Source organism: Acidimicrobiia bacterium, assembly GCA_035948415.1.
Classification (GTDB): Bacteria; Actinomycetota; Acidimicrobiia; order IMCC26256; family PALSA-555; genus PALSA-555.
Genome location: DASZJD010000031.1, coordinates 1 through 8,192, shown reverse-complemented (window position 1 = coordinate 8,192; position 8,192 = coordinate 1). Strand labels below are relative to the sequence as shown.

Annotated in this window: 7 protein-coding genes; all 7 read right to left on the bottom strand. The window is 75.8% G+C overall.

What is annotated here, in order from left to right:
• On the bottom strand, nt 1-561 hold a 561-nt coding region (locus tag VG869_04395), incomplete at its 3' end, for an ATP/GTP-binding protein (GenBank protein HEV3450426.1).
• Nucleotides 542-907, bottom strand: a complete 366-nt coding sequence (locus VG869_04390) for a DUF742 domain-containing protein (protein ID HEV3450425.1) — start codon at nt 905-907, stop codon at nt 542-544. The genes VG869_04390 and VG869_04395, both read right to left, overlap by 20 nt.
• Nucleotides 908-918: 11 nt before the next feature.
• Entirely contained in the window at nt 919-1,341 is a 423-nt protein-coding gene (locus tag VG869_04385; GenBank protein HEV3450424.1) for a roadblock/LC7 domain-containing protein, read from the bottom strand.
• Nucleotides 1,338-3,653, bottom strand: a complete 2,316-nt coding sequence (locus VG869_04380; protein ID HEV3450423.1) for an ATP-binding protein — start codon at nt 3,651-3,653, stop codon at nt 1,338-1,340. Before VG869_04380 ends, VG869_04385 begins: the two co-directional genes overlap by 4 nt.
• A gap of 67 nt (nt 3,654-3,720) precedes the next feature.
• Nucleotides 3,721-6,093, bottom strand: coding sequence for a DNA translocase FtsK (locus VG869_04375; GenBank protein ID HEV3450422.1), 2,373 nt, complete (start codon nt 6,091-6,093; stop codon nt 3,721-3,723).
• Nucleotides 6,094-6,157: 64 nt separating this feature from the next.
• Nucleotides 6,158-6,946 carry an SDR family oxidoreductase gene (locus tag VG869_04370; protein HEV3450421.1) on the bottom strand — a complete coding sequence of 263 codons (789 nt, stop codon included), beginning with the start codon at nt 6,944-6,946 and terminating at the stop codon, nt 6,158-6,160.
• Between the two features lie 11 nt (nt 6,947-6,957).
• A partial coding sequence (locus VG869_04365) for a ribonuclease J (protein HEV3450420.1) occupies nt 6,958-8,192 on the bottom strand: 1,235 nt, incomplete at its 5' end.

Sequence of the window (8,192 nt, the reverse complement as noted above, 5' to 3'; positions counted from 1 at the left end):
GACGAGGAGCACGAGGGTCTCTTGGACGTGGCTGCGGCGGCGGGCGTCGCAGAGCACGACGGGGACGTTGGCGGGGACCGAGAGCGCCTCCCGGACCATGCGGGGATGGTGGGTGGCGACGCCGTCGAAGAGGTTGACCGCCACGACGAACGGCAGCTCGAGGTGCTCGAAGTAGTCGACGGCGGCGAAGCACTCCTGCAGCCGCCGGGTGTCGACCATCACCACGGCTCCGACCGCGCCGCGCACGAGCTCGTCCCAGAGGAACCAGAAGCGGTCCTGACCCGGGGTGCCGAACAGGTACAGCACCATCTCCTCGTCGATCGTGATCCGGCCGAAGTCCATGGCGACCGTCGTGCCCCGCTTGACGCCGGCGACGGGTCCCGCGTGGTCCAGCCCGAGGCTCTCGACCGTCATCTCGGCCTCGGTGCGCAGCGGCTCGATCTCGGAGATGGCGCCGACGAACGTGGTCTTGCCGACCGCGAAGCCGCCGGCGACGACGACCTTCATCGACAGCGGCGCCGCCAGCGGGCGCAGGGTGCGGTCAGAGAGCGCGGATGCCATCGAGGAGCCTCGTCAGGAGCCCGGTGTCGGTCGCGGCGCTGACCGGGGTCGGTGGGTTCACGGTCACGGCGCCGAGCGCGCCCAGGTCGCCGACGAGCACCCGGACCACGCCGACCGGCAGGGTGAGCCGGCCGGCGAGCTCGGCGACCGAGGTCGGCACCGCGCACAGGTCGATGATGCGCGCCGCCTCCGGTGTCGCCGGCAGCGGCCGCGTCGGCGCGCTGGCGGTGGTGCACACGGACGCGTCGAGCGCCAGCGTCGGGCCGGCCGCCCTCGTGCGCCCGCCGGTCAGCACGTAGGGGCGCACGACCCGCGGCAGGCGCGGCTCCGGTCCGGTCAGCGTCACCTGGTTCCCCTCTACTGCGGCAACGCCGTCTGGAGCTCCGCCACCACGGCGGGGGTGAGCGCGGCGGCGCAGCGCTCGACCAGGACCGCCATCTCGTAGCCGATGAGGCCGACGTCGCAGGGACGGGTGGCGGTCACCGCCAGCGCCGAGCTGTCGCTGACGCTCATGACGAAGAGGATGGCGTGCTCGAACTCGACGATGGTCTCGTGGACGGCGCCGCCGCGCAGCGGTCCCGCGGCGCCGCGGGCGATGCTCTGGATCCCGGCCGCGACCGCCGACAGCCGGTCGGCGTCGACGCGGTCGAGGCCGTCGGACATGGCGATGAGCAGGCCGTCGGACGACACGACCGCGGCCTGGGTGGCGCCGGGCACGCCGGCGACGAAGTTCGACACCAGCCAGTTCAGGTTGCGCGCCTCGGCGCTCATCCGGATCACGGGTCGTCCTCGTGCTGCCGGCCCTCGCGCACGCCGCGGGCGTGCCGCGTGAGCAGGTCGTGGACGCGCTCGGGCCGGGGCCGCGCCTCGCCGGGGGGCGGCGGCGGCGCCGGCCGGTGCGAGAGGTGGGTGCCGGGCACCCGGGCCACGAGCGGGTCGGCGTCGGGGGCGGCGCCGCGGCCGACCCGCCGCGGCAGCGGGTGCTCCCGGCCGGGTCCCGGCGGGGCCGGGGGCGCCGACGAGCCGGGCGGCGGGGCGTCGGCGAGGCCGACCGCCACCGGGACCGGGGCCGTGGCCCGGTCCTCCGGGGGCGCGGCCGGGCGGGCCGGCGCCCCGACCGTCTCGAGGACGGGGCCCGTCCCCTCGCCCGGCCGGGCCAGCGTCGTCGGGTCCGGGCCCGGGGGCGGGGCCGAGGCGCGGGCGAGGATCGAGGCCGGGAGCGCCACCACCGCGACGATGCCGACCGTCGGCGCCCGCCGCAGCTGCACGTAGATGCCGTGCCGGGCGGCGAGGTAGGCGACGACGTGGAGCCCGAGGGTGCGGGAGAGCGCCAGCCCCGGCGCGGGCGGGTGGCTGAGGAGGGCGTTGAGGCGAGCCAGCCGCTCGTCGTCGACGCCGATGCCCTCGTCGGTGACCGTGATCACGTAGCGGTGGTCGCTCGGCGCGGCCGACACGAGCACGGGCGTCGCCGGCGGCGAGAAGGCGGTGGCGTTCTCGAGCAGCTCGGCGAGGAGGTGGGTGACGTCGGAGACGGCGTGGCCGCCCACGGCGAGGTCGCCCTGGAACCCGGCGTAGCGGACCCGCGCGAAGTCGGCGATCTCGGCCGCGGCGGCACGCACGACGTCGATGATCGGGATGGCGGTGCGCCACTGCCGCGGCTGCTCGGAGCCCGAGAGGACGAGCAGGCTCTCGGCGTTCCGCCGCATGCGGGTCGACAGGTGGTCGAGCTCGAAGAGGGTGGCCAGCTCGTCGGGGTCGCCGGTGTCGCGCTCGAGATCGTCGAGGAGCGCCAGCTGCCGGTCGAGGAGGCTCTGGTTGCGCCGGGCGAGGTTCACGTAGAGGTCGCCGATGCCCTTGCGGAGGAGCGCCGCCTGCTCCTCGGCGACCGTGACGGCGACGCGCTGCACGTTGCCGAAGGCCTCGGCGAGGTCGCCGATCTCGTCGTGCGACTCGACGTTGATCGGGGCGAGCCGCTCGAGCTGGTCGGGGGCGAGGTTCCCGCCCGCGCGCACGGTGTCGACGAGCTGGGGCAGGCGCCGCTCGGCGACGTTGCGCGCGGCGCGGGTCAGGGCCCGGAGCGGCCGGGTCACGGACTGGATGAGCGACCAGGTCAGCGCCAGCACGAGCGCCAGGAGCAGCGCGGTGCCGCCGGCGGCCAGCTCGAGCTGGGTGCGGGCGTCGGACTCCTTGCTGGCGGCGGTGCGGTCGACGACCGCCTGCACCGCGTTCACGCCCTGGTCGGTGTTCGACTGCTTGGTGAGGACGGCGCGGAGGTAGTCGTAGACGCTGCTGCGGGTGGCGGGGAACGCGCTCGGCAGCACCCCGGCGACGTTCGACCGCAGCGGGTCGGGGGGCCGGGTCCCGACGGCGGCCCGCTGGGCGCGCGCCTCGGCCGGGGTGGAGGTGGCGAAGAAGGCGTTCGTGGCGGTGTCCTGGTCGTGGACGGCGGCGTCCCAGGCCGCGACGTCCCCGGGCCCGCCGAGGAGCCAGTTGACCGCGACCGAGGCCTCGGCGGCGGCGGCCACCTGGGCCCGCCGCAGGTCGACCACGCCGAGGAGGCTGGTCGAGAGGCCGCGGTCGTTGATGTCGCGGGCCACGGCGGCCGCGGCGACGATCGACTGGTCGGCCAGGCCCGTGTACACGGCGCCGGGGTTCCGCTGGGCGTCGACCTCGGCCCGGACGCCGGGCTGGCTGCCGACCCCGACCTGGATCTGCCGGACCCGGGTCAGGACGCCCTCGATCAGGCCGATGGTGGCGGGGCTGACGCGCCCGTCGAGCGACGGGACCGCGGCGCGCAGCTCGTCGGCGGCGGTGTCCGTCGACAGGCGGGTGTCGAAGATCAGCGTCTTCGAGCTCGGCGGGTTGGGGATCGGCGCCCGGATGAACCACTGGGAGGCCACGCCCTCGTCGGCGACGCTGCGGCTGAGCCGGGCCAGGGCGCTGAAGCCCCGCTCGACGTGCCCGTACTGCTGCTCGCTCGACAGGGCGTCGAAGCGGCTGTTGATCGTGAGGCCGGCGAAGCCCAGCAGCGCGAAGCAGGGCACGGCCACGACGAGGACGAGCTTCGTCCGAAAGGCCAGCTTGCGGAGCATGCAACCCCCGGCTGCACGCCCGCCCCTCGTCGAGGTTTACGGCAGGCCCCTCCGCCCCCTTGAGCCGTCAGGCCGGGGCCGGGCGCTCCTCGAACTCCTCGACGGTCATGAGGACGCTGCGGGCCTTCGAGCCCTCGGACGGCCCGACCACCCCCCGCCGCTCGAGGAGGTCCATGAGCCGCCCGGCCCGGGCGAACCCGACCCGCAGCTTCCGCTGCAGCATCGACGTGGACCCGAGCCCGGACCGCACCACGAGCTCCATCGCCTCGGCCAGCAGCTCGTCGTCGTCGTCGGCGTCGGCGCCCGCCCGGCCCCCGGCGGCGCTGTCCTCGGCGATCCCGTCCACGTACTGGGGCTCGGTGACCTGGCGGCGCCAGTGGGCCGCGACCTTGTGGATGCAGGTCTCGTCGACCCAGGCGGCCTGGATGCGGCGGGGCCGGCTCTCGCTGGCCGTGACGAGGAGCATGTCGCCCTGGCCGACGAGCTTCTCGGCTCCCGACTGGTCGAGGATGACCCGGGAGTCGGCGAGGCTCGTGACCGAGAACGCCATGCGGCTCGGCACGTTGGCCTTGATGACCCCGGTGATCACGTCGACCGACGGCCGCTGGGTGGCGATCACGAGGTGGATGCCGACGGCGCGCGCCATCTGGGCGATGCGGCAGATGCTGGCCTCGACGTCGCGGGCCGCCACCATCATCAGGTCGTTCAGCTCGTCGACGACGACGACGATGTACGGCAGCCGCTCGTAGCCGCGGCCGGTGACGGGATCGGGCTCCTCCGGCGTCGGCAGGTCGCCGCGGTCGACGGCGGCGTTGTAGCCGGCCAGGTCGCGCACGCCGACGTCGGCGAGCAGCTCGTAGCGCAGGTCCATCTCGCGCACGGCCCAGTCGAGCGCGTTGGCGGCCTTCTTCGGGTTCGTGACCACCGCGGTGAGCAGGTGCGGCACGTCGTTGTAGCCGCCGAGCTCGACCCGCTTCGGGTCCACGAGGATCAGCCGCACCCGGTCCGGGGTGTTGCGCATGAGCAGCGACGTGACGAGCGAGTTGATGCAGCTCGACTTGCCGGCGCCGGTGGCGCCGGCGATCAGGACGTGCGGGAGCGTGGCCAGGTCGAGCATCACCGGGCGCCCGGCGATGTCGCGACCGAGCGCGACCGCGAGCGGCTCGGCGGCGGCGGCGGCCTCGGGGGTGGCGAGGAGGTCCCCGAGGGTGACGAGCTGGCGCTGGCGGTTCGGGACCTCGACCCCGATGGCGCTGCGACCGGGGATCGGGGCCAGGATGCGGACGTCGGGCGACGCCATGGCGTAGGCGACGTCGTGCGCGAGGCTCGTGACCCGGTTGACCTTCACGCCGGGCGCCAGCTCGAGCTCGTAGCGCGTCACCGTCGGCCCGATCGTCATGCCGATGAGGCGGGCGTCGACCCCGTGCTGGGCCAGCGCCCCGGCCAGCACCGCGCCGGCGGCCTCGGCCAGCCGGCGGTCGGCCTTGGCCGCGCCGCTGCGGGCCAGGAGCGTCGGCGGGGGCAGCGTCCACGACCCCGCCCGCCCGGCGCGCGCCACCGCCAGGGCCATCTGGCCGTCCGCCTCCTCCACCACCCGCACGGGGGCCGCGACCGGCACGGTCGGGTCCGGGCCGGGCTCGTCGGGGGCCGGGTCGCGCTCGACGTCGTAGAGGTCGCTCGGGACCGCGACGTCGTCCGCACCGGCGGCGGTGGCGTCGTCGACGCCGACCGCGGGCGGGCCCGGCGGCGGCTTCGCCACCCCGCGGGCCAGGCGCAGCGCGGCCACGGCGGCGGCGGCGGCGCCGGCGCCGGCGCGTCGGGCCGACAGGCCCGAGACCAGGAGCGCGCCGAGCAGGCCCAGGCCCACGAGCACCACCGCGGCGCCCACGGTCCCGGCCACGGCGCCCAGCGCGCCCCCGCTGGCGGCGCCGAGGTAGCCGCCGGCGGCGCGCAGCGCGTCGACCGGCCCGGCGACGTCGGGGGAGCCGTGGATCAGGTGCAGGATGCCGACGACCGACAGGCCGAGGAGGGCGGCGCCGAGCCCGACCCGCAGCGGGGCCGGCCCCGCCTCGGCGGCGTCGGGGTCGGCGTCGGGGTCGACGGGAGGCCGGGCCCGCACGCAGGCGACGGCGGCGACCGCGCACGCCGCCGGCACGGCGTAGCGGGCCTGCCCCACGAGGGCGCCGAGGGCGTCGGCGATCCCGCGGCCGAGGCCGCCGGCGAGGTTCGAGGCCAGGCCGAGGGCGGTCAGCGCGGCGAGGACGAGCAGCCCGACGCCGGCGGCGTCGCCGCGGTGCCCGCGCAGCTGGCGGCGGGCGGCCTCGGCGAGGTCGGAGCGGGTCGGCTCCGGGGCGGCGCGGCGCCGCGTCGGCGCGGCGCGATGGGCGCGCGCCGGGGCGGCGCGGCGGCCCCACGTCCGGGTGGTGGTGCGGGACGCCACCGGGTCACGCTAACACCAGCCCCAAAAACGCCAGCGGACACAGGGGCCGCACGGGCCACCGGGACTAGAGGGCGGGGGCGTAGCCCCCGTCGACCGGGTACACCTGGCCCGTGATCCACTCGGCGGCGTCGCTGCAGAGGAGCACGGCCAGCGGGGCGGGGTCCTCGACCCGTCCGAGGCGGCCCACCGGGTAGTTCCGGGCCAGCTTGGCCTCGAGGCCGGGGTCGGCCTCGACAGCGTCGGCAAGCGTGGCGTGCTTCATCGACCCGAGGGAGATGCAGTTGACGGTGACGCCGTCCCGCCCCACCTCGGCGGCCAGCCCGCGCACGAACCCCATCGCCGCCGCCTTCGCCGCGCCGTAGACGACCTGGCGGCGCTCGCCGCGCCGCCCGGCGTCCGAGACGATCACGAGCACCCGGCCCCACCGGCGCTCGAGCATGGCGGGCAGGAAGGCCCGGGTGACGTGGAGCACGCCGGCCAGGTTGACGCGAATGACGGGGTCCCAGTCGGCCGGGCCCGATTCGACGAACGGGATCAGCCGCTGGCCCTCCCCCCAGGAGCGCACCCCGCTGCCGGCGTTGTTGACGAGGATGTCGAGGGCGCCGGTCGTCGCGTACATGGCGGCGACGGCGTCGCCGTCGCAGACGTCGGCGACCACCGGGCGGGCCGTCCCCCCCTCGGTCTCGATCTCGGCGCACACGCCGTCGGCCCGCTCGGGGGCGAGGTCGTTCACCCACACCTGGGCGCCGGCGCGCGCCATCTGGATCGCGATCGCGCGCCCGATGCCGGCCCCGGCCCCGGTCACGAGGGCGACCCGCCCGCCGATGAAGTTGGACCAGTCCCGGATCGTCACCGGCTCCCCCACTAGACCTCCATGATCACCGGGATGACGGCGGGGCGGCGCCGGGTCCGCTCGCTGATGAGCCGGCCGAGGGCCCGCCGGGCGTTCTTCCGGAGGACCTCGAAGTCGACGGTCCCGTCCTCGGGGGGCTGGGTGAGGGCGTCGCGCACCGCGGCCTTGGCCTCTTCGAGCAGCGTCTCGGCCTCGGCTTCGAACACCCAGCCCCGGGTCACGATCTCGGGGCCGGTGACGACCTCCCCGGTGCCAGCGTCGACGGTGGCGATGACGACGACGAAGCCCTCCTCGGCCAGGTTGCGGCGGTCGCGCAGCACCCCGTGGCTGACGTCGCCCTCGATGCCGTCGACGTACTGGTAGCCGGCGGGGACGCCGCGGTGCTCGACCTCGAGGGTCTGCGCGTTCAGCGTGACGACGTCGCCGTCCTCGCACACCACGACCCGCGCCGCCGGCATCCCCATGTCGGTGGCGAGCTGAGCGTGGCGCACGAGGTGGCGGTACTCGCCGTGGACGGGGATGAACCACTCGGGGTCGACGAGGCCGAGCATGAACTGCAGCTCCCCCTGGGACGCGTGACCCGACACGTGCACCCGGGCGGTGGCCTCGTGGAGCACCGTCGCGCCGGCGCGGTGGAGCCCGTCGATGACCCGGTGCACGCTGGGCTCGTTGCCCGGGATGGCGTGCGCAGAGATCACGACGACGTCCTCGTCGCTCACCTTCATGAACTTGTGCTCGTGCGTGGCCATGAGGGCCAGCGCGCTCATGGGCTCGCCCTGGGATCCGGTGCAGATGACGCAGACCTCGCCGGGCGCGTAGCGGGCGACCTCCTCGGGGTCGATGACGCGGTCCACCGGCAGGTCGAGGAGGCCCATCTCGCGCGCCAGGGTGACGTTCTGGCTCATCGAGCGGCCGAGGAAGGCGACGCGGCGTCCGGCCGCGATCGCCTCCCGCGCCACCTGCTCGACCCGGTGCAGGTGCGAAGCGAACGACGCCACGATGAACCGGCGGTCCGGGTGGTCGCGGAAAAGGTCGCGCATCACGACGCCGACCGTCGTCTCGGACGCCGTGTACCCGGGGCGCTCCGCGTTCGTGGAGTCCGAGAGGAGGAGCCGGACCCCGCGGCGAGCGATCTCCCCCAGACGGGCGAGGTCGGTGCGGCGGCCGTCCACGGGGGTGAGGTCGAGCTTGAAGTCGCCGGTGTGCAGGATCGTGCCCACCGGCGTCGAGTACGCCACCGCGAACG

Coding starts and splice junctions, on each gene's coding strand:
- VG869_04380 (HEV3450423.1), bottom strand. CDS start 3,653: ATGCTCCGCAAGCTGGCCTTTCGGACGAAGCTCGTCCTCGTCGTGGCC.